Raw genomic sequence first — 18,448 nt, 5'->3', positions numbered from 1 at the left:
GGCCGCTTCGGGTCGTTTTCTACCGCTCATATCCATAGAACGCGGCAATCAACCCCATACAAATGCCTGCTCAGCCCGAATGCAATCAGCTAAGCAAATCCATCCAACCCCCCATCACGCCTTAACCCAACGCTGCCGACTCCAACTACTCAACCCATCAACCGCAAACACCAGCACCAACATCGCCAAAATCACCGTACTGGCCTGCGCCTCCTGGAACAGACTGAGGCTGACATACAGCATCTGCCCCAAACCGCCGGCACCGACAAAACCGAGCACGCTGGCCATGCGGATGTTGTTTTCCCAGCGGTACAGGATGTACGCCAGCAGCTGTGGAAACAGGTTGGGCAGGGTGCCGTAACAGAAGGCCCAGACGACGTTGCCGCCTTGCAGGCGGATGGCTTCGGCCGGTTCCGCTGGGGTGTTTTCCAGGGCTTCGGCGAACAGGCGGCCGAGTACGCCGGTGGTGTGCATGGCCAGTGCCAGGGTACCGGCGTTCGGGCCGAGTCCGGCGGCCAGCACCATCAGCGCGGCCCACACCAGTTCGGGGATGGCGCGAAGGGCGTTGAGCACTAGGCGCGATGCGCTCTGCAACGGCCAACCGAAGCGCCCGGCCGCCGGCAGTGCCAGGAGCATGCCGAACACGGCGGCGAGCAGGGTGCCGAGGGCTGACATGGCCATGGTTTCCACGGCGCCACGGCCGATGGCTTGCAGATGGCCGGCGCTCAGGTCCGGGCTGAGAAAGCGCAGCACGTAGGCGCCCATCTGCTTCAGGTTGCCGCTGCCGGTCAGCTCGCCGAGATCGATGCCCAGATAGCTAAACGAGGCGACGACTGCCGCGCCGATGCCGAGGATCAGCAGCAGGTTGATCAGGCGATTCATGCGAACCTCCAGCGCAACAGGCGGCTGATCTGGTCGGCGAACAGCACCAACAGGAGAAAGGTCAGCAACATGCTCGCCACTTCACCGCCGGCGAACATGCGCAACGATAAGTCGATCTGCTGGCCCAGCCCGCCGGCGCCGACGAACCCCATCACCACGGAGGCGCGGATCGCGCATTCCCAGCGATACACCGTGTACGACAGTAATTCCGCGCCGACATTGGGCAGGATGCCGTAGCAGAAGGCCGTCAACCGGCCACTGCCGGCTTGCAGCAATGAGTGGACGGGGCGCTGGTCGACCGACTCGAAGATCTCCGCGTAGACCTTGCCCAGCATGCCGCTGTAGGTGATGGCAATGGCCAGCACCCCGGCTGTCGGGCCAAGGCCGACGGCGCGCACGAACAGCAAGGCCCAGACGATTTCCGGCACGCTGCGCAGGAAGATCAGCAGCCCGCGCACCGGCCAGCGCAACAGCCGGCCCAGGGTGCTCGGGCGACCGCTGCGCGAGGCGGCCGACAGCGACAGCGCCCGGCTGGCCAGCAGGCTGGCGGGCACGGCCAGCAGCAAGGCCAGGGCCATGCCGGCCGTGGCGATGGCCAGTGTCTGCAGCGTGGCTTGCCACAGCAACTGGAGGAATTCTTCGCCATGGGCGGGTGGCCAGAAGGCTGAAACAAAACGGCCCATCTCACTCTGGCTGTCGGCCTTGAGCAGCACACCCAGGTCCAGTTCGCTGAAGTGGATGCCAGGCCACAGCAGGGCAAGCGCCAACAGACTGAGCAACAGCCGGGGCAGGGTGGCCGGGTCCCGCATTTCACGTGTCAGCATCGGGGAATCTGCACACTCAAGGGCACCACCGGGACGGGCGGCGATTGCAGTTGCTCGTTGGCGTAGAGCTTGTCGAGCAGCGCGTGGTCGACGTCGCTGGCGGGCAGGTCGAACAGGACCTGGCCATCGCGCAGGCCGATGATGCGCGAGAAGTGCGTCAGGGCCAGTTCCACGGCATGCAGGCTGGCGACCAGGGTCACCTGGTGCTCCCGGGCATGGCGGCAGAGGATCGACAGGGTATGCCCGGCCAGTACCGGGTCCATCGCCGACACCGGCTCATCGGCCAGCAGCACTTCGGGGGCCTGGTACAGCACGCGGGCAATGCCCACACGCTGCAGTTGGCCGCCGGACAATTGCTGGCACTGGGCGAACAGCTTGTCACTGAGGTCCAGCTTGAGCAGTGCCGCCCGCGCGCCCGGAACATCCACCGGATGCAGCAGGCTCAACAGGCTTTTGGCGAACCCCCATTGCCCGAGCTTTCCGGCCAGCACCGCCGTGACCACCCGTTGCCGCGGTGGCAGTGGCGGCGCCTGATGGACCAGGCCGATGCGTGCGCGCAAGCGCTGGCGCTGGCGGGCGCCGAGCTGCCAGGCGTGCTCGCCGAGCACTTCGACCGTGCCGCTGCCGGGGCGCAGGGCGGTCGCCAGCAGGTTGAGCAGGCTCGACTTGCCGGCACCGGACGGCCCGATGATGGCGACCTGCTCGCCTGCAGCGATGTGCAGGTCGACCTCATGCAGCGCACGCACGCCATTGCCGTGGGTGAGGCTGACCCGGTTCAGATGCAGTGTCATTTCAGCAGGTCGGCAGCGCGCGCGGCTTCCTCGATGCCCTTGTAGTTCTCAGGCTTGGTTTCGATGAAGCGGCTGGCGGCCTGCAGGTCCAGAATGGTTTTTTGCTCCGGGTTGGCCGGGTCGAGCGCGAGCAAGGCTACCTTGATCTTGTTGGCGAGGGCCGGATCGAGGGTGCCGCGCACGGTCCAGTTGTAATCGAAATAGGCCGGTGTGGTGGCGAAGACCTTGACCTTGTCGGTGTCGACCTTGCCGGCCTTGACCAGTTTTTCCCAGACGCTGGCATTGAGTACGCCGGCGTCCACCTTGCCGGCCTGAACCCAGGCGACCGTGGCGTCGTGGGCGCCGGAGTAGCCGACACGGCTGAAGTAGGTTTCCGGCTTGATGCCGTCCTTGAGCATGAAATAACGCGGCATCAAGCTACCGGAAGTGGAAGACACCGAGCCGAAGGCAAACGACTTGCCCTTGAGGTCGGCCAGCGACTTGACGGCCGGGTCGGCGGTGATGAATTTGCTGGTGAACTGGGCATCCTGCTCACGTTGTACCAAGGGAATGGCATTGCCGGTTTTCAGTCGCGCCTGCACGAACGTGAAGCCACCCAGCCAGGCCATGTCGATGCGGTCGGTGGCCAGTGCCTCGACCACCGCCGGGTAGTCGGAAACCGGCACGAACTCGACTTTCATGCCCAGTTGTTGCTCGAGATAAGCACCCAGTGGCGTGAACTTTCGCAGCAGTTCGGTCGGGGCTTCGTCAGGAATGGCGCTGACCTTGAGGGTGTCGGCAGCCTGTGCCAGCAGGGCGGAAAAGGATAGGGTCAGGCCGACGGCCAGTGCCAGGGTACGTTTGAGCATGGAAGTTCTCCGGTTCAATAGCGGAAAAATGTCGATGCGCCCCGCACAAGCTGATTGCTGCACGACGCTTCGTGAGGGTAGACGAAAACGTCGCGATTATAGGGACTCTTGCTTGCTTGACCAGCCTGCAACAGGGCTTGAGGCTGAAAAGACCTGTGGGAGCGGGCTTGCTCGCGAAAGCGGTGTGTCAGGCAGCGTCATTGCCGACTGATCCACCGCTTTCGCGAGCAAGCCCGCTCCCACAGGGTTTGCGGCGTCCCGCCATTCAGGTGATTTACATCCTCGCCAACGCCTGCGCCAGATCGGCACGCAAATCCTCTACATCCTCAACCCCCACCGACAACCGCACCAACCCGTCGCCAATCCCCAGTTCTGCGCGGGTGTCGGCGGGGATGGTGGCGTGGGTCATGATCGCCGGGTGTTCGATCAGGCTTTCCACGCCGCCCAGGCTCTCGGCCAATGCGAAGATCTTCACGTTCTCGAGGAAGCGTTTGGCGCCGGCCAGGTCGCTGTTGAGGTCCAGGGAAATCATCCCGCCGAAACCGCGCATTTGCCGTTGCGCCAGTTCGTGCTGCGGGTGTGACGGCAGGCCGGGGTAGTAAACCCGCGACACTTGCGGTTGGCGTTCCAGCCACTGCGCCAGGTCCAGGGCATTACTGCAATGACGTTCCATGCGCAATGCCAGGGTCTTCACGCCACGCAGGGTGAGGAACGCATCGAACGGGCCGGCGATGGCGCCGACGGCGTTTTGCAGGAAGCCCAGGCGTTCGGCCAGCTCGGCGTTCTGCCCGACCACGGCGATGCCGCCGATCACGTCGGAGTGGCCGTTGAGGTATTTGGTGGTCGAGTGCAGCACGATGTCGAAACCCAGTTCCAGCGGGCGCTGGATCCACGGGCTGGCGAAGGTGTTGTCGGCCACGCAGATGATGCCGCGTGCGCGGCAGGTGCGGGCGATGGCGGCAAGGTCGGTGAGGCGCAAAAGCGGATTGCTCGGGGTCTCGACCATGACCATGCGGGTGTCGTCCTGCAGGGACGCCTCGAACGCCGCCAGGTCGGTCAGGTCGACGAAGCTGAAGCGGTGCCCGGCGCTGCGCTGGCGCACCTTGTCGAACAGGCGGAAGGTGCCGCCGTAAAGGTCGTTGCCGGAGACGATGTGCGAGCCGGCGTCGAGCAGTTCCAGCACCGTGGAAATGGTCGCCAGGCCCGAGGCGAACGCAAAGGCCCGGGTGCCGCCTTCGAGGTCGGCCACGCAGCGTTCCAGCGCCCAGCGCGTCGGGTTGTGCGAACGCCCGTAGTCGAGGCCTTTGTGCACCCCGGGGCTCTGCTGCAGGTAGGTGGAGTTGGCATAGATCGGCGGCATCAACGCCCCGGTCGACGGGTCCGGCGTTTGCCCGGCATGGATCACGCGGGTGGCGAAGCCCTGTGGCGGGGCATTTTTGTCGTGTTGACTCATGGCAGGGATCTCCGCAGGTGGTTGAGCATGTCGGTTCGGGTAATCAGGCCGTGGAAACCCGAGGCGTCCTGAATGATTGCCACCAGCCCACGACCCAGCTCTGCCTCCAGATCGGCCAGCGTGGCGTCGGGGGACAGGGTTTGCAGCTTGTCGGTCATGGCGCTGGCCACGGCTTTACGGAAGTGCGCAACGTCTTCATGCACCCCCAGCAGGATATCGGACTCGTCGATCACGCCGACCAGTTGCTTGCCGTTCACCAGCACCGGCAGTTGCGACACATCCGCCAGGCGCATGCGCTGGAAGGCCGTGAGCAGGGTGTCGTCGGGGCCGACGCTGATCACCCGGCCATCCTCGAAACGCCGCGCGATCAGGTCGCGCAGGTCACCGTATTGCTTGCGTTGCAGCAGGCCCTGATCGTTCATCCACTGGTCGTTGTAGATCTTCGACAGGTAGCGCGTACCGGTGTCGCAGACGAAGCTCACCACCCGTTTCGGCGTGGTCTGCTCGCGGCAGTAACGCAGTGCGGCGGCCAGCAGGGTGCCGGTCGAGGAACCGCCGAGGATGCCTTCGGCGCGCAGCAACTGGCGGGCGTGGTCGAAGCTTTCTTCATCGCTGATCGAGTAGGCGTGGCGCACGCTGGACAGGTCGGCAATCGACGGAATGAAGTCCTCGCCTATGCCTTCCACGGCCCACGAACCGGGGGTGGGCAGGGTGCCGCTGCGGCTGTACTCGGCCATCACCGAACCGACCGGGTCGGCCAGGACCATTTCCAGCTCCGGCTGCACACGTTGGAAAAAGCGCGTCAGCCCGGTCAGGGTCCCGGCGGAACCGACGCCGACGACGATGGCGTCCAGATCATGCTGGGTCTGTGCCCAGATCTCCGGGGCGGTGCTGTATTCGTGGGCCAGCGGGTTGGCCGGGTTGTTGAACTGGTCGGCGAAGAACGCATCGGGAATTTCCGCAGCCAGCCGCGCAGCGACATCCTGGTAGTACTCGGGATGGCCCTTGCCGACATCGGAGCGGGTGATGTGCACCTCGGCGCCCATGGCCTTGAGGTGCAGGACCTTCTCGGTGGACATCTTGTCCGGTACCACCAGCACCACCCGGTAACCCTTGGCGCGGCCGACCAGGGCCAGGCCAAGGCCGGTGTTGCCGGCGGTGGCTTCGACAATGGTGCCACCGGGGCGCAGGCGGCCATCGCGTTCGGCGGCGTCGATCATCGCCAGGCCGATGCGGTCCTTGATCGAACCGCCGGGGTTCTGCGATTCGAGTTTGAGAAACAGCGTGCACGGGCCGGTATCGAACCGGCTGACCCGTACCAGAGGGGTATTGCCGATCAGTTCGAGCACGGCAGGGCGGGAGTTGTCTGGCATGTCGTCACTTCCTTGCGCAAATACGCACTGGGTGGACAGTGGTCTGCGATGTGCCATCAGGCCTCGATCGCAGGCATTGCATCGCTAGGACCATAGGCCGGGATCGGGCCTGCCGCAACCTCATGCGGCCAGCCGGTTGCCTCGACGCTTTTTCCTCGCCAGCGACCACAAAAAACATAATTTCGCTATTTCCCGGCTCCGAACAGAATGCGGCCAACACCCTGACACCGATAGCCGCAGCAGAACAACAACAGTGATCAGAATCGAGGCGGCAGCCATGACCGACCTGAATCAAACCACCTTTCAGAAGTGCACAGCCATGACAGTTGATAAAACCGTAATTGATACGCTTGTTGTTGGCGCCGGCCAGGCCGGCGTGGCCATGAGTGAACACCTGAGCAAACTCGGTGTGCCCCACCTCGTACTGGAGCGCAACCGTATCGCCGAAGCCTGGCGCACCGGCCGCTGGGATTCGCTGGTGGCCAACGGTCCTGCCTGGCACGACCGCTTCCCGGGCCTGGAATTCGACGGCCTGGACCCGGATGCCTTCGCCGGCAAAGAGCAGGTGGCTCAGTACTTCGAAGCCTACGCCCGCAAGTTCAACGCACCGATCCGCACCGGCGTTGAGGTGAAGAAAGTAGAGCGCAATGCCGATCGTCCGGGTTTCACCGTTGAAACCTCCGATGGCGTGATCGAGGCCCGCCACGTGGTGGTCGCCACCGGCCCGTTCCAGCGTCCGGCCATTCCGCCAATTGCTCCTGAAATCGCTGGTATCAGCCAGATTCACTCCGCCCAATACTACAACCCGCAGCAACTGGCCGAAGGCGCAGTGTTGGTGGTAGGCGCCGGTTCGTCGGGCGTGCAGATTGCCGATGAGCTGCAACGCTCCGGCAAACAGGTCTACCTGTCGGTCGGTGCCCACGATCGTCCGCCGCGCGCCTACCGCAACCGTGATTTCTGCTGGTGGCTGGGGGTGCTTGGCGAGTGGGATGCCGAGGCCATGCAGCCGGGCAAGGAGCACGTGACCATCGCCGTGAGCGGTGCCCGTGGCGGCCACACCGTGGACTTCCGCCGGCTGGCCCATCAGGGCATGACCCTGGTCGGCCTGACCCAGGCGTTCAACGGCGCGGTTGTGAGCTTCGAAAACAACCTCGCCGACAACATCCGGCGCGGTGATGAAAACTACCTCGCGCTGCTCGACAAGGCCGACGCCTATATCGAACGCAACGGCCTGGACCTGCCGCTGGAACCCGAAGCCCGCGCCATGCTCGCCGATCCGGACTGTGTGACCAATCCGGTGCTGGAACTGGATCTGCTCAAGGCCGGCGTGACCACGATCATCTGGGCCACCGGTTACTCCACCGATTACAGCTGGCTGAAGGTCGATGCCTTCAAGGAAAACGGCAAGCCACAGCACCAGCGCGGGGTGTCGGCCGAGCCAGGCGTGTATTTCGTCGGTTTGCCTTGGCAGTCCCGTCGTGGCTCCGCGTTCATCTGGGGCGTTTGGCACGACGCCAAGCACATCGCCGATCACATCGTTAAGCAGCACACCTATTTCAACTATCGGGATGCGACCCAGCGTCAAGCCGACGCCGCCCGCGCACCTCTTCAGAAAACCAGCCTCATGGGAGTTCGTTAATGCCTACTCATACCCGCATCCGCATGTTCAACACCAAAGACACCTACCCGAACCAGACGCTCGACAACGACCTGTGCCAGGCCGTGCGCGCCGGCAACACCGTGTATGTCCGTGGCCAGGTCGGCACCGACTTCAACGGCCAACTGGTGGGCCTCGGTGATCCGCGTGCCCAGGCCGAACAGGCCATGCGCAACGTCAAGCAACTGCTCGAAGAGGCCGGCAGCGACCTGAGCCACATCGTCAAGACCACCACTTACCTGATCGACCCGCGCTATCGCGAGCCGGTGTACCAGGAAGTCGGCAAGTGGCTCAAGGGTGTGTTCCCGATTTCCACGGGCCTGGTGGTCAGCGCCCTCGGCCAGCCGCAGTGGCTGATGGAAATCGATGTGATCGCTGTCATCCCTGAATAAGGAATTCGCCATGACCTTTTCCATCGTTGGTCGCTGCGCCGAGACCGGCCAGCTGGGCATTGCCATCAGCTCTTCGAGCATTGCCGTCGGCGCGCGTTGCCCCTGGCTGCGGGCCGGTGTCGGCGCGGTGTCGAGCCAGAACATCACGCTGCCGGCCCTCGGCCCGCAGATCCTCGATGAACTGGCCAACGGCTCGGCGCCGCCCCAGGCACTGGACCACTCATTGACCCGCAATGGCTACAGCCAGTACCGCCAGGTGGCGGTGGTCGATGCCCAGGGACGCACGGCGGTGTTCAGCGGCAACCATGCGCTGGGCATCAACAACGCCCTGGCCGGCGACCAATGCGCGGCGGCTGGCAACCTGCTGGCCAACAGCGGGGTGATCGAGGCGATGGTCGCGGCGTTCGAAAACAGCGAAGGCTGCCTCGCCACCCGCCTGATGAACGCCTTGCAGGCCGGGCAGGATGCGGGGGGCGAAGCCGGCGCGGTGCACTCGGCGGCGTTGTCGGTGGTCGGTGACCTGACCTGGCCGATTGTCGACCTGCGGGTGGATTGGGCCGATGAAAACCCGATCGGCGAGCTGGGCAAACTGTGGGCTGCCTACGAGCCGCAATTGCAGGACTACCTGACCCGTGCGCTCAATCCGACCGTGGCTCCGAGCTATGGAGTGCCCGGCGATGAGTGAGTTGCGCAGCCGCGCCATGCTCGCGCGCTTGATCGGGTTCGCCACGGTCAGCCGCGATTCGAACCTGGCGCTGATCGAGTTCGTGCGTGACTACCTGCACGAACTGGGCGTGGATTGCGAACTGATCTACAACGCCGAGCGGACCAAGGCCAACCTGTTGGCCACGGTCGGCCCGCGCGTGGCCGGCGGCATCGTGCTGTCCGGACATACCGATGTGGTGTCGGTGGACGGTCAGGCCTGGACGGTCGAGCCGTTCTGCCTGAGCGAGGCGCACGGCAAGCTTTACGGACGCGGCACCGCGGACATGAAGGGCTATCTGGCTTCTGTGCTGGCGGCCGTGCCGATGTTTCTGCAAAGCCCGTTGAAGCGTCCGGTGCACCTGGCTTTTTCCTATGACGAGGAGGTCGGTTGCCTTGGCGTGCGCGGGTTGCTGGAAGTGCTGCCCCAGCGCATCCCGGCACCGGCGTTGTGCCTGATCGGTGAGCCGACCGAGCTCAAGCCGGTGCTCGGCCACAAGGGCAAGCTGGCGATGCGTTGCCACGTGCGCGGTGCAGCCTGTCATTCGGCTTATGCGCCGTATGGGGTCAACGCCATCGAGCAGGCCGCGCGCCTGATCGGTCGGCTGGGAGACATCGGCACCACGCTGGCCCGTCCGCAATTGCACGACAAACGCTTCGACCCGGCGTTCTCGACCGTGCAGGTCGGGGTGATCCAGGGCGGTACGGCGCTGAACATCGTTCCAGCGGACTGCCGTTTCGATTTCGAAATACGCGCCTTGCCGGACTTCGCCCCGCAAGTGGTCGTCGATGAGCTGCAGGACTACGCCGAGCAGACGCTGCTGCCGGCCATGCAGGCCGTGGACACCGATACCGCTATCCGCTTTGAAAAAATCTCGGCCTACCCCGGCCTGGCGACGCCCGCCGACAGCGCGGCGGCGCAGCTGATTGCCCAACTGTGCGGCAGCGATGATTTCAGCACCGTGGCCTTTGGCACTGAAGGCGGGCTGTTCGATCAGGCCGGCATACCGTCGGTGGTTTGCGGCCCGGGCAGCATGGATCAGGGGCACAAACCCGATGAATTTGTCAGCGTCGAACAGATGGCGGCCTGTGACCGCCTGATGGATCGCCTGGCGGCTTACTTGAGTGAATCCGAACACCCATAACAACAAAGGGCTGACAAGGCCCGAGGAAGCGATCCATGTCCAGATCCTTGCGTTGCAGTGTTCCGTTTGCCCTGGCGTTGTTGAGTGCCAGTGTGTGGGCGGCCCCTCAGGACCTCACCGTGATTTCCTTCGGTGGCGCCACCAAACAGGCCCAGGATAAGGCCTATTTCCAGCCCTTCAATGCCAGCGGCGCGGGCAACATCATCGCCGGGGAGTACAACGGCGAGCTGTCGAAGATCAAGGCCATGGTCTCGGCCGGTCACACCAGTTGGGACGTGGTGGAAGTCGAAAGCCCCGAGTTGCTGCGCGGCTGCGAGGAGGGTCTGTTCGAGAAGCTCGATGCCGGACGCTTCGGTGATTCGGCGAACTTCGTGCCGGGTGCGCTGACCGAATGCGGGGTGGCCACTTATGTCTGGTCGATGGTCATGGCCTATGACCAGAGCAAGCAGGCCAAGGCGCCGCAATCCTGGGCGGATTTCTGGAATGTCGCCGACTTCCCGGGCAAGCGTGGCCTGCGCAAGAGCGCCAAGTACACCCTGGAAATCGCCTTGCTCGCCGACGGTGTCAAGGCCGACGAGGTGTACAAGGTCTTGAGCACTCCGCAAGGCGTGACGCGGGCCTTTGCCAAGCTCGACCAGATCAAGCCGAACATCCAGTGGTGGGAGGCGGGCGCACAACCGGCACAATGGCTGGTGGCCGGCGACGTGGTGATGAGCGCGGCCTACAACGGCCGGATTGCCTCGGCGCAGAAGGAGGGCATGAAACTGAGCATCGTCTGGCCGCAGAGCCTGTACGACCCGGAATACTGGGCGGTGGTCAAAGGCACGCCGAACAAGGCACTGGCCGAGAACTTCATTGCATTTGCCAGCCAGCCGCAGACGCAAAAAGTCTTCTCGGAAAACATCCCTTACGGGCCGGTGCATCGCCAGACCCTGCCATTGCTGCCCAAGGACGTGCAAGAGCAACTGCCGACCGCCGAGGCCAACCTGGCCGGTGCGCGGGCAGTGGATGCCGAGTTCTGGGTCGACCATGGCGAGGAGCTTGAACAGCGCTTCAACGCCTGGGCTGCGCGGTAACGCACAATCGTGTAACGACACCAAACCCTGTGGGAGCGGGCTTGCTCGCGAAGACGGCGGCACATCCAACATCAATGTGGCTGAAAGACCACTTTCGCGAGCAAGTCGGATCGCCGCACCGCCGCTCCCACAAAAAGCACAGTGCAATGACTCGGGTTCATGCTTTGCCGTTGCTCCTCTCCGATATCGGGAGGGGTGACGTGCTGTGCTTTGTTTTTTGTGAAAGCAGGTTTTTTCTGCTGATAAATTGCCAGTGTTGCGCAATCTTTTTTAAGGTTTAAAGGCACAAATTAACTAATTTTCCTCCCGCCGCTCTTTGTCCATGATCGCTCCCAACAAGAAATGCGCCGTTGCGTTGGCGCACACCGAAGTACGAACACGTACTCATCCTTGCCTTGGAGTTCGTCATGTCCACCACCGCTTCATCCGCCCCGCTCATCGAGAAACACACGATCGGGTACGTCCCCCCTGAGGATCGCCACGGAAAGGTCAAAGATCTGTTCACCCTGTGGTTCGGCGGCAATATCGCGCCGTTGCCCATCGTCACCGGCGCGCTTGGCGTGCAGTTGTTCCACCTGAACCTGGTCTGGGGCATTGTCGCCATCATCGTTGGCCATCTGGTCGGCGGTGTGCTGATGGCGTTGCACTCGGCGCAAGGCCCGCAGATGGGCATTCCGCAGATGATCCAGAGTCGCGCCCAGTTCGGTTCGCTGGGTGCGTTGCTGGTGGTGGTGATTGCCGGTGTGATGTACATCGGTTTCTTCGCCTCCAACATTGTCCTGGCCGGCAAGTCGCTGCATGGCGTGGTCGAGAGCGTGCCGGTATCGGTCGGCATCGTCCTCGGTGGCCTCGGTTCGGGGATCATCGGCATCATCGGCTACCGCTTCATCCACGTACTCAACCGCATCGGCACCTGGGTGCTGGGCCTGGGCATCGTGCTGGGCTTCGGCTACATCCTGACCCACGTGCAGACCGATGACTTCCTGACCCGCGGCAGTTTCAACATCTCCGGCTGGCTGGCCACGGTGTCGCTGGCGGCGCTCTGGCAGATCGCGTTCGCGCCTTACGTGTCCGACTACTCGCGTTACCTGCCCAAGGACGTGAAAGTCAGCTCGACCTTCTGGGCGACCTACCTCGGCTCGTCGCTGGGCTCGATCCTGTCGTTCGTGTTCGGCGCCGTCGCCGTGCTGGCAACGCCGGTGGGCATGGACACCATGGACGCCGTGAAGCTTGCAACCGGCGCCATCGGCCCGTTGATGCTGGTGCTGTTCCTGCTCAGCGTGATCAGCCATAACGCCCTGAACCTGTATGGCGCCGTGCTCTCGGTGATCACCTTGCTGCAAACCTTCGCCCACCGCTGGATTCCGACCGCGCAAAGCCGGGCGGTGCTGTCGCTGATCATCCTGGCCGGTTGCTGCGTGGCGGCCATCGGTGCCTCGGCGGATTTCATCGGGCACTTCGTCGACCTGGTGCTGGCGCTGTTGGTGGTGCTGGTGCCCTGGACCGCGATCAACCTCATCGACTTCTATGCGATCCACAAGGGTGACTACGACATCGCCTCGATCTTCCGCGTCGACGGTGGCATCTATGGCCGCTTCAATCCGCAGGCGCTGCTGGCCTACGCCATCGGCATCGTGGTGCAGATTCCGTTCATGAACACGCCGATCTACACCGGGCCCGTGGCGGTGCATATCGACGGAGCGGATCTGTCGTGGCTGGTCGGCCTGGTGGTCACCACGCCGCTTTACTACTGGCTGGCCAACCGTGACACGGCTTATCGTCGGCGCCAGAACAGGGCCGGCCTGATGCCGACCAATGCTTGATCGGGTCTGTGGAACAGGCGTGCCGGGTTGAAACGATTGTGTAATTCGGGATAGCCGTTTGTCGGGCGTATGGCTATGCTCAGCGAGTTTGCCAATCGCCAATGATAAACAACCACAGTGAATCCATGAGCCAATCAGACACGCGTGCGACTGTTCTAGCGCTGTATCCAGAAGACTCCCGCGAGGCGGCGGCGCTGCTCAAGCAAGCAGTGCCGCTGATGGTTCGTCACAACATTCCGCCCAACCCGGTGCATTACGCGCTCTGGTACACCTACAGCAAAGGCCAGGAGCCGGAACTCAATCGGCACCTGGACCGGGTCGTCAACGATTTCGACTACTTTCCTCCGGAGTCGGCCACCAAACTGTTTCGCGAGTACATCATCCGTGATGAGCTGGCGGACGCTCGCTCCGGGCAACAGGAAGCGATCAATCTGGTGGATGACATGGAGCGCGATGTTTCGCGCAGCGTGAAGGGCAATCAGAACTTCCAGGCCAGCCTCGGCCAATACCTGCAAATGCTCGAAGAGCCGGCCAGCGAGCGCTTGCCGAGCATCCTGACCCAACTGCAAAAGAGCACCCAGCTCATGCAGAGTCAGCAGGAGCATTTCCTCGCCCAGTTGCAGTCCGCCCAGCATGAAATCAAAAGCCTGCGCGACAAACTGGAGCGCGCCCAATTGGCGGCGACCCTCGACGGCCTGACCGAACTGCTTAACCGCACCACCTTCAACCGCAAGCTTGAACAGGCCATGAACGACGCGGCGAGCGGCGTGGCGCTGGTGATGCTGGATATCGACCACTTCAAACAATTCAATGACCAGTACGGCCACCCCTTGGGCGATCGCGTGCTTCAGCACGTCGCCCAGGTGTTGCGCGATTCGCTGCCGGCCGAGGCCTTTGCCGCGCGTTATGGCGGTGAAGAGTTCTGTGTGGTGCTCAAGGATTGCCCGGACCTGGCGGCTGCCGGCGCTTTTGCCGAGCGCCTGCGCCTGAAAGTCCAGGCGCTGCGGGTCAAGGCCCGGGGCACCGACACCGTGCTGGACACCATCACCGCGTCGTTCGGCGTGGCCCATGCGCAATCCGGCGACACCCCGGAAAGCCTGCTGACCCGCGCCGACGACGCGCTGTACCAGGCCAAGCGCAACGGGCGCAATCAGGTGCGTCAGCAGCCCGAGGCAGCGGTCGAGGCCCGTTAGCCGAGGATGAAGTAGACCTTGCGCACCGTGGTGAGGTTTTCCCAGGTGCCATTGAATCCACTGGCGACCACGAAGGAATCACCGGGGCCGAACGTACGCGCGACGCCCTCGGCATCGGTCAGGCGCACCGTGCCCTCCAGGATGTGGCAAAGCTCATCGTAATCGCACTGACAACGCTCGCGGTGCGGTCCTGCCTCCCAGATGCCGGCCACGGCGTTTTTTCCGGGCGCGACAAAGTGCCGCCAACTCTTGCTGCGATAAGGTGCGTCGACCACGGCCGGGTCGTTGATTTCAGTTTCACGGGGGGCAAGGTCGCTGGCGAAGTCGATGACGTGCCGGGGCAGGGCTGTGGACATGGTGGTCTCCGGATCAGGAATCGAAACCGATGCCAAAGGCATCGAAGGTCTTGAGCAGCCAGTCGCGGCGACCGTCGCGGTCCTCCCGCGCCAGTGAGCGCTGGGCCAGCTTCACGCCGACATAACGCAAGGGTTCGGGCGGAAAGCGGAAGGGTGCGCTGGACGTCATCAGCAGCTCCGTTCGTTCGGTGCGCTCGCCGGCCAGCAGGTCGAGCATGTTCAACGCGGCGAAGCGGCTGGCGGACACCCCTTGACCGGTGAAACCCAAGGCATAGGCGACGCGGCCCTGATGCTCGCAACCGGTAAACATCGTGGTGCGTGCGGAGGTGTCGATGATGCCGCCCCAGGCATGGCTGAAACGCACACCGCGCAGGGCCGGGAACGTCTGTTGAAACTGTTCGGCGAGACGCCGGAAGCTTTGCGGGCGCTGGGTCAGGGCTTCGTCGCGACGTCCGCCGAAATGGTAGATGGCGTCGTAGCCGGCCCAGAGAATGCGGTTGTCGGCGGTCTTGCGCAGGTAGTGGAACTGGTTGCCGGCGTCGGCGATGCCGTAGCGTCCGATCCAGCCGATGGCTTGCAACTGCGCATCGCTCAACGGTTCGCTGACCAGGCTGTAGTCATAGACCGGGATCACGCTCGATGCCAGATGGCCGAGCAGCGGTGGCGCGATGTTGGTGGCGAGGGCAATTTGCCCGGCGCTGACTTCGCCGTCGGCAGTGCGCAGGCGCAGGCTGTCGTTGCCTGCGTCGAGCTGCAGGACCGGGCTGTTTTCGAACAGTTGAATTCCTTGCTCAAGGCACACGCGGCGCAGTTCGGCAGCCATCTTGGCCGGGTTTAGCAGGGCGTAGTTGGGTTCGAACAGGCCGGCCACGTAAGCGGGGGAGTCGAGTTTGTGTGCCAGTTGAGGGCCTTGCAGCCATTCGCAATCAATCCCAAAGCGGGCGTAATTGCGCTGCATTGCACGCAAGCCGTCGACCTGCCACGGCTGGCTGGCGACGTTGAGTTTGCCTTGGCGTTCGAACTCGACGTGCATGCCGAAGCGTTGCAGGTCGCCGGCCAGCTCATCGAGGTTCTGCCGGCCCAGGCGGATCAACTGCTGCGCTTCATCGGGCCAGCGCCTGAGTGCGTTGGACACCCCATGGGAAATGCTCGGTGCGCAGAATCCGCCGTTGCGCCCACTGGCCTCACCCCCGCAGCGCCGCGCCTCGATGATTGCAATGCTCAGGTCGGGGCGACGCTGACGCGCCAGCAGCGCGGTCCACAAGCCGGTGAACCCGCCGCCAACCACGGCCAGGTCGCACTGCACCGTTCCGGCTACGCAAGGTGCGGCGGGCGGTGGCGTGACGGTGTCGCGCCAAAAGGGATGTGGCAGGACATGATCAAGCGCATCGAAACGCGATGGGGCATTCATGCTGAAACTCCGGCGGTGTGTCGGGCAGCGACGATTGCGTTCGGTTGCCCGACGGTATTGTTGTTATGGCTAGAGATCGGGTAGTGCGAGGATCGCCCGCGCGGCAATGTCGGTGCCGCGGGTCGCCTGCATGCGCTCGCTGAACGATTGGAGGCGTTGTTTCATCGTCTGGTCGGCCAGCAGCTGTTCGAGGGCGGCGGGCAGGGCGGCGACAGGATCGGCAAAGCGCGGCAGGTAGCGGCCGACACCGACTTCCTCGGCGCGGGCGGCGTTGTCGTGGCCGTCCCAGCAATACGGAATGATCAGCGATGGCAGGCCGAAGTACAACGCTTCGCAGAAGCTGTTGTTGCCGCCGTGGTGGATGAATACATCGCACTCCTTGAGCACCGCCGGCTGGGCAAACCAGCTGTCGAGGTACACGTTGTCCGGCACGGTGGTGTACATGTCGCGGTAGGCGCCGACGTTGACCAGGAAGCGAAAAGGCAAGGTCGAGAGTGTGCTGATCAGGCGCTTCATCATCCCGGTGTCGGCGGCGCCGAGGCTGCCGAAACTGAGGTAGATCAGCGGCGCGTCGTTGTGCCGTGGAAAGTCCGGCACGATGTACGGCGCTTCCCGTCGCACGCAGCCGTCGAGGTACACGTAGCGCTGCGGGTCCAGCGGTTGCCGGCGTTCATAGCGCACTGGCGTCGGTGACAGCAGCAGATTGAGCCACGGTGAGTCGGTGAGGAACTGCCCCGCAGGGCACGGCGGCGTATGGTTGGTCAGGAGAAATTGCGAAAAGCGTTCATGGGCCGGCGCGACAGCCTTGAGGTACTGCTCGGTGTAACGCTCGCAGGCCTGCGTGTCGCTGGCCAGGCAGCCGGACAGGTACGGCGGAACGGCTGCATCCGGCAGTTCGGTTTCGGCGCAGGACACCACCCGCACCCACGGGCACCCGGCGTTGGCGATGGCCGGGAACATCACCACGTTGTCGAGCACGATCACGTCGGGCTTGAGGCGGCTGAGCAACTGCTGCAAGGGTTTTTCCGCTTCGATCGCGGTGTCGATGATGGCTTCCCAGGCCGGTGCCACGTAGCTGTCGATCTGTGCCAGCGGGGTCTGGTCGAAGTACGGAATGCTGCGCTCGATGAAGCGCTCCCAGTAGTGCTGGTGTTCCGCCGCCGACAACGGACTCGCTTGCGGAATCGGGTATTCGTCGAAACCGTATTCGGCGAACAGTCCCTGGAAATGTTCATGGCAGATGAACACCGGCCGGGCACCCAGCTCTCGCAGCGACTGGGCAATACCGATGCAGTTCAAGGCCGCGCCGAAACTGGCTTCCGGAAACAGGGCGATCAGTTTTTGTTTTTGCATGGCGAGGGACTGTCCATGGCGGGTCAGACCCGCCGCTCCTGAAGGTGTTTTTGATGCTGTCTTATTTTCAAAAAAAAATCATCATGTTTTTGCGAGCCGTTTAACGACGGCCAAACAGATGACTTTGCGGGATGCCACGGTTGGCGGTTTGCGGGCGTTGCGCGGCGCTCAGGCGCAGGTGCAGGCGCAGCAGGTCGGCGGCGATCTCCATCTGTCCGCGCTCGATCTGCGCGATGATTTGCAGGTGTTCGCGCAGGGCTTCCTGCAGGCGGTGCACGCTCACCGATGGCAGCAGGTTCGGCAAGCGGCGCAGGCCCTGATGCTGGAGCAGGGCGTCGCTGATGAAACGATTGCCGCAGCTCTGGGCCAACAGTTCATGGAAGCTGATGTCCAGTTCGCGAAACTGCTGGATATCGAAGTCTTCCACGGGGCGGGTGAGCAGGCTCTGCATGGCGCTACGCAACAGCGCCAGGCGTTGCGGGTCGGCGTTGAAGCTCTGGCTGAGCAGGGCTTCGGGCTCGAGGATCAGGCGGAATTTCAGGCTCTCTTCAAGGGCGGCCAGGCTGTTGAGCGACGGGCGAAACAGCCAGGACTGGCCGGGACCACGCTCGATGGCCTGGTTTTCGCTCAGTTGCTGCAGGGCCTTTTGTGCCGCCGGCCGGCCGATGTCGTAGCGTCGCATCAGTTCGCTGATGCTGATGCTGTCGCCCAGGCGCCCGGCCATGCGATCACGCAGCACCGACGCGGCAATCTCTTCTTCTTCGGCCTGGGGCAGGGCGGCGTTGAACGCCTGGCCTGCCGGCGAGGCCAGCAGTCGGTAACCCTTGCCGGCTTCGTGGCTCAGCAGGTGTTCTTCCTGCAACACTTTCAGCGCGCCGCGAATCAGCGTGCGCGAGACCTGGAAGGTCCGGGCCAGGGCCTGTTCGGCCACCGGGTCGCCGGCCACCAGCCCGCTTTCCTGGGTGTGCTCGAGGATGCGGCGGGCCAGTTCCAGGTGATTGGTGCGCGGTTTTTTTTCGGCTGTCGTGCTCAAGCGTCTTTTCTCGTTGTGTCCGCGGTCGGGCTCAGGTGCTCATCTTATGTCATGCGCCGGCGAAGCGTCAGGCCGGAAAAAAGCGTTGACATCTTTTGATACTGGTCCTAATTTCTAAAAAAAAACACCAGCAATC

Annotated in this window: 17 protein-coding genes; 7 read left to right on the top strand and 10 right to left on the bottom strand. The window is 63.5% G+C overall.

Translation table 11 applies throughout. The features are described 5' to 3' along the window. Positions 1 to 114: 114 nt before the first annotated feature. From phnE to ACLD1X_RS25050, 6 genes are all read right to left on the bottom strand, one after another. The gene (phnE, locus tag ACLD1X_RS25075; RefSeq protein WP_429372336.1) at positions 115 to 882 is read right to left on the bottom strand and encodes a phosphonate ABC transporter, permease protein PhnE; all 768 of its coding nucleotides are present in this window, start codon (positions 880 to 882) and stop codon (positions 115 to 117) included. Continuing rightward, entirely contained in the window at positions 879 to 1,706 is an 828-nt protein-coding gene (locus ACLD1X_RS25070) for a PhnE/PtxC family ABC transporter permease (RefSeq protein ID WP_429372334.1), read from the bottom strand. Before ACLD1X_RS25070 ends, phnE begins: the two co-directional genes overlap by 4 nt. Continuing rightward, positions 1,700 to 2,497 carry a phosphonate ABC transporter ATP-binding protein gene (locus ACLD1X_RS25065; RefSeq protein ID WP_429372332.1) on the bottom strand — a complete coding sequence of 266 codons (798 nt, stop codon included), beginning with the start codon at positions 2,495 to 2,497 and terminating at the stop codon, positions 1,700 to 1,702. Before ACLD1X_RS25065 ends, ACLD1X_RS25070 begins: the two co-directional genes overlap by 7 nt. Then, positions 2,494 to 3,345 (bottom strand): putative selenate ABC transporter substrate-binding protein, encoded by an 852-nt coding sequence (locus tag ACLD1X_RS25060; RefSeq protein ID WP_429372330.1) that lies wholly within the window; start codon positions 3,343 to 3,345, stop codon positions 2,494 to 2,496. The genes ACLD1X_RS25065 and ACLD1X_RS25060 overlap by 4 nt, the downstream gene beginning before the upstream one ends. 274 nt (positions 3,346 to 3,619) lie before the next feature. Then, positions 3,620 to 4,798, bottom strand: a complete 1,179-nt coding sequence (locus ACLD1X_RS25055; RefSeq protein WP_429372328.1) for a trans-sulfuration enzyme family protein — start codon at positions 4,796 to 4,798, stop codon at positions 3,620 to 3,622. After that, positions 4,795 to 6,171, bottom strand: coding sequence for a pyridoxal-phosphate dependent enzyme (locus ACLD1X_RS25050; protein ID WP_429372326.1), 1,377 nt, complete (start codon positions 6,169 to 6,171; stop codon positions 4,795 to 4,797). The genes ACLD1X_RS25055 and ACLD1X_RS25050 overlap by 4 nt, the downstream gene beginning before the upstream one ends. A 277-nt stretch (positions 6,172 to 6,448) precedes the next feature. Here ACLD1X_RS25050 and ACLD1X_RS25045 point away from each other — a divergent pair, with 277 nt between their 5' ends. The 7 genes from ACLD1X_RS25045 to ACLD1X_RS25015 all read left to right on the top strand — a co-directional run bounded on the left by ACLD1X_RS25045 (position 6,449) and on the right by ACLD1X_RS25015 (position 14,159). After that, on the top strand, positions 6,449 to 7,810 hold the full coding sequence (locus ACLD1X_RS25045; RefSeq protein WP_429372324.1) for a flavin-containing monooxygenase: 1,362 nt from the start codon (positions 6,449 to 6,451) through the stop codon (positions 7,808 to 7,810). Continuing rightward, positions 7,810 to 8,220 carry a RidA family protein gene (locus ACLD1X_RS25040; RefSeq protein ID WP_003201555.1) on the top strand — a complete coding sequence of 137 codons (411 nt, stop codon included), beginning with the start codon at positions 7,810 to 7,812 and terminating at the stop codon, positions 8,218 to 8,220. The genes ACLD1X_RS25045 and ACLD1X_RS25040 overlap by 1 nt, the downstream gene beginning before the upstream one ends. A gap of 10 nt (positions 8,221 to 8,230) precedes the next feature. After that, positions 8,231 to 8,905: a DUF1028 domain-containing protein gene (locus ACLD1X_RS25035; protein WP_429372321.1), complete on the top strand. Its 675-nt coding sequence runs from the start codon at positions 8,231 to 8,233 to the stop codon at positions 8,903 to 8,905. Beyond that, positions 8,898 to 10,067 (top strand): acetylornithine deacetylase, encoded by a 1,170-nt coding sequence (argE, locus tag ACLD1X_RS25030; RefSeq protein WP_429372319.1) that lies wholly within the window; start codon positions 8,898 to 8,900, stop codon positions 10,065 to 10,067. Before ACLD1X_RS25035 ends, argE begins: the two co-directional genes overlap by 8 nt. A 35-nt stretch (positions 10,068 to 10,102) precedes the next feature. Further along, a complete protein-coding gene (locus ACLD1X_RS25025) occupies positions 10,103 to 11,143 on the top strand; it encodes an ABC transporter substrate-binding protein (RefSeq protein WP_429372317.1) in 1,041 nt (346 codons plus the stop codon). 407 nt (positions 11,144 to 11,550) lie between these two features. Continuing rightward, positions 11,551 to 12,966: a purine-cytosine permease family protein gene (locus ACLD1X_RS25020; RefSeq protein ID WP_429372315.1), complete on the top strand. Its 1,416-nt coding sequence runs from the start codon at positions 11,551 to 11,553 to the stop codon at positions 12,964 to 12,966. Between the two features lie 125 nt (positions 12,967 to 13,091). Further along, positions 13,092 to 14,159, top strand: coding sequence for a GGDEF domain-containing protein (locus ACLD1X_RS25015; RefSeq protein WP_429372313.1), 1,068 nt, complete (start codon positions 13,092 to 13,094; stop codon positions 14,157 to 14,159). Here the strand turns inward: ACLD1X_RS25015 and ACLD1X_RS25010 are convergent. The 4 genes from ACLD1X_RS25010 to ACLD1X_RS24995 form a co-directional block, all read right to left on the bottom strand. Further along, the gene (locus ACLD1X_RS25010; protein WP_429372311.1) at positions 14,156 to 14,515 is read right to left on the bottom strand and encodes a cupin domain-containing protein; all 360 of its coding nucleotides are present in this window, start codon (positions 14,513 to 14,515) and stop codon (positions 14,156 to 14,158) included. The genes ACLD1X_RS25015 and ACLD1X_RS25010 overlap by 4 nt on opposite strands. Before the next feature lie 13 nt (positions 14,516 to 14,528). Then, positions 14,529 to 15,926, bottom strand: coding sequence for an NAD(P)/FAD-dependent oxidoreductase (locus tag ACLD1X_RS25005; RefSeq protein WP_429372309.1), 1,398 nt, complete (start codon positions 15,924 to 15,926; stop codon positions 14,529 to 14,531). A gap of 69 nt (positions 15,927 to 15,995) precedes the next feature. Beyond that, on the bottom strand, positions 15,996 to 17,279 hold the full coding sequence (locus ACLD1X_RS25000; RefSeq protein ID WP_429372307.1) for a nucleotide disphospho-sugar-binding domain-containing protein: 1,284 nt from the start codon (positions 17,277 to 17,279) through the stop codon (positions 15,996 to 15,998). A 100-nt stretch (positions 17,280 to 17,379) separates the two neighbouring features. Further along, positions 17,380 to 18,312 carry an FCD domain-containing protein gene (locus tag ACLD1X_RS24995; RefSeq protein WP_429372305.1) on the bottom strand — a complete coding sequence of 311 codons (933 nt, stop codon included), beginning with the start codon at positions 18,310 to 18,312 and terminating at the stop codon, positions 17,380 to 17,382. Between the last annotated feature and the right edge of the window lie 136 nt (positions 18,313 to 18,448).

The sequence above is a fragment of the Pseudomonas sp. 18173 genome, assembly GCF_050432945.1.
Lineage (GTDB): Bacteria > Pseudomonadota > Gammaproteobacteria > Pseudomonadales > Pseudomonadaceae > Aquipseudomonas.
Note: the sequence above shows the minus strand (reverse complement) of the source record. Positions and strands in the feature narration are given on the sequence as shown.

What these genes read in the sequence shown, in the direction of transcription:
- ACLD1X_RS25005 (WP_429372309.1), bottom strand. Translation starts at nt 15,926, where the DNA reads ATGAATGCCCCATCGCGTTTCGATGCGCTTGATCATGTCCTGCCACAT.
- phnE (WP_429372336.1), bottom strand. Translation starts at nt 882, where the DNA reads ATGAATCGCCTGATCAACCTGCTGCTGATCCTCGGCATCGGCGCGGCA.
- ACLD1X_RS25070 (WP_429372334.1), bottom strand. Translation starts at nt 1,706, where the DNA reads ATGCTGACACGTGAAATGCGGGACCCGGCCACCCTGCCCCGGCTGTTG.
- ACLD1X_RS25055 (WP_429372328.1), bottom strand. Translation starts at nt 4,798, where the DNA reads ATGAGTCAACACGACAAAAATGCCCCGCCACAGGGCTTCGCCACCCGC.
- ACLD1X_RS25050 (WP_429372326.1), bottom strand. Translation starts at nt 6,171, where the DNA reads ATGCCAGACAACTCCCGCCCTGCCGTGCTCGAACTGATCGGCAATACC.
- ACLD1X_RS25000 (WP_429372307.1), bottom strand. Translation starts at nt 17,279, where the DNA reads ATGCAAAAACAAAAACTGATCGCCCTGTTTCCGGAAGCCAGTTTCGGC.
- ACLD1X_RS25035 (WP_429372321.1), top strand. Translation starts at nt 8,231, where the DNA reads ATGACCTTTTCCATCGTTGGTCGCTGCGCCGAGACCGGCCAGCTGGGC.
- ACLD1X_RS25015 (WP_429372313.1), top strand. Translation starts at nt 13,092, where the DNA reads ATGAGCCAATCAGACACGCGTGCGACTGTTCTAGCGCTGTATCCAGAA.
- ACLD1X_RS25020 (WP_429372315.1), top strand. Translation starts at nt 11,551, where the DNA reads ATGTCCACCACCGCTTCATCCGCCCCGCTCATCGAGAAACACACGATC.
- ACLD1X_RS25040 (WP_003201555.1), top strand. Translation starts at nt 7,810, where the DNA reads ATGCCTACTCATACCCGCATCCGCATGTTCAACACCAAAGACACCTAC.
- ACLD1X_RS25065 (WP_429372332.1), bottom strand. Translation starts at nt 2,497, where the DNA reads ATGACACTGCATCTGAACCGGGTCAGCCTCACCCACGGCAATGGCGTG.
- ACLD1X_RS25045 (WP_429372324.1), top strand. Translation starts at nt 6,449, where the DNA reads ATGACCGACCTGAATCAAACCACCTTTCAGAAGTGCACAGCCATGACA.
- ACLD1X_RS25010 (WP_429372311.1), bottom strand. Translation starts at nt 14,515, where the DNA reads ATGTCCACAGCCCTGCCCCGGCACGTCATCGACTTCGCCAGCGACCTT.
- argE (WP_429372319.1), top strand. Translation starts at nt 8,898, where the DNA reads ATGAGTGAGTTGCGCAGCCGCGCCATGCTCGCGCGCTTGATCGGGTTC.
- ACLD1X_RS25025 (WP_429372317.1), top strand. Translation starts at nt 10,103, where the DNA reads ATGTCCAGATCCTTGCGTTGCAGTGTTCCGTTTGCCCTGGCGTTGTTG.
- ACLD1X_RS25060 (WP_429372330.1), bottom strand. Translation starts at nt 3,345, where the DNA reads ATGCTCAAACGTACCCTGGCACTGGCCGTCGGCCTGACCCTATCCTTT.